This is a genomic window from Burkholderia sp. Cy-637 (assembly GCF_011753175.1).
Taxonomy (GTDB): domain Bacteria; phylum Pseudomonadota; class Gammaproteobacteria; order Burkholderiales; family Burkholderiaceae; genus Burkholderia; species Burkholderia gladioli.
Genome location: NZ_VWWC01000380.1, coordinates 1 through 1,328, shown reverse-complemented (window position 1 = coordinate 1,328; position 1,328 = coordinate 1). Strand labels below are relative to the sequence as shown.

Annotated in this window: 2 protein-coding genes; both read right to left on the bottom strand. The window is 70.3% G+C overall.

Annotation, left to right across the window (positions count from 1 at the left end):
• Nucleotides 1-63: 63 nt before the first annotated feature.
• Entirely contained in the window at nt 64-1,029 is a 966-nt protein-coding gene (locus F3J10_RS35690; protein WP_205200605.1) for an ABC transporter substrate-binding protein, read from the bottom strand.
• Between the two features lies 1 nt (nt 1,030).
• A partial coding sequence (locus F3J10_RS35685; RefSeq protein ID WP_167244052.1) for an ATP-binding cassette domain-containing protein occupies nt 1,031-1,328 on the bottom strand: 298 nt, incomplete at its 5' end.

The following is a 1,328-nucleotide window of genomic DNA, read 5'->3' as shown; positions in this document are numbered from 1 at the left end:
GGCCGGCGCGGCCCGAGCCCCGCGCGTCCGGCCGGGCGGCGCGTCGCGCGAGCACGGTCGCCATCAGTGCTCGCCGAACAGGGCGTTGAAGCGCTTGAGCACCTCGGCGCGCGAGGTCTTGTTGCTGCCGTCGTCGATCGGCAGCAGCTTGAGATCCTTCAGGCCGGGGCGGGGCGACTTCACGTCCTCGCGTGCCGGGATCAGGTAGGCGGCCGCCACGATCTGCTGGCCCTCGTCGGACAGCACGTAGTCGACGAAGGCGCGCGCGTCGGCCGGTGCCTTCGAGGTCTTGAAGATCATCATCGGGCGCGGTGCGATCACCGTGCCGCTGCTCGGGAAGATCACCTTGACCGATTCGCCGGTGGCGGCCGCGCCGTAGGCGACGTAGTCCACCGCGCCGAATACCGCCGACTTCGCGCCCTGCAGCACCGGGTTGATGGCCTGCGCGTTCGGGCCGAGCACCACCATGCCGTTGCGGTGCAGGCTGTCGAACAGGCTCCAGGCCGCTTCGCCGAGGCGGTCCTGCAGGCCCAGCAGCAGGTCGAGCGAGGCGCCCGAGAGCGCCGGGTTCGGCGTGCTCACCTGGTCGCGATAGGCGGGCGCGGCGAGGTCCTTCCAGTCGTGCGGCTCGGGCTTGCCGGTGCGCGTGTTCCAGACGATGCCGAGCGCCGAGATGCCCTGCGCCACGTAGTTCGGCGTCTTGAACATCGGCGGCACGTGGGCGGCGTTCGGGCTGGTGTAGGGCGCCAGCCAGCCGCGCTGGTCGAGATCCTGGGCGGTATCCCAGGAGGCCGAGATCAGCACGTCGGCGTGCGGATTGCTGGCTTCGGCCTCGACGCGGGCCATCAGTTTGCCGGTGGTGGCCTGGAACAGGTCGACCTTGATGCCGGTCTTGCGCTCGAAGCCTTGCGCGAGTTTCTTGCTGAGATTGCCGGGGCCGGCGGTATAGACGGTGAGAGCGTGCACGGATTGGGAAAGCCCGAAGGCCAGCGTAAGGGTAAGGACGGTCTTGGAAATGGTGGTGAGCATACTACCGGCTCCATGAATTTTGGGTGACCCGCGCCACGCGCCCCTGGGCCAGCTCGACGATGCGGTGGGCCAGCGTGTCGGCCTCGGCGCGATCGTGCGTGACGTAGACGGCGGTGGTGCCGAGCTGGGCCAGCAGCTCGCGGATCTCGAGGGCGAGCGAGGCGCGCAGTTGCGGGTCGAGGTTGGACAGCGGTTCGTCGAACAGCAGCACGCGCGGGCGCGCCACGATCGCGCGCGCGAGCGCGACGCGCTGCTGCTGGCCGCCCGACAGCGCCGAGGGGCGGCGCGCGCCGAACCCG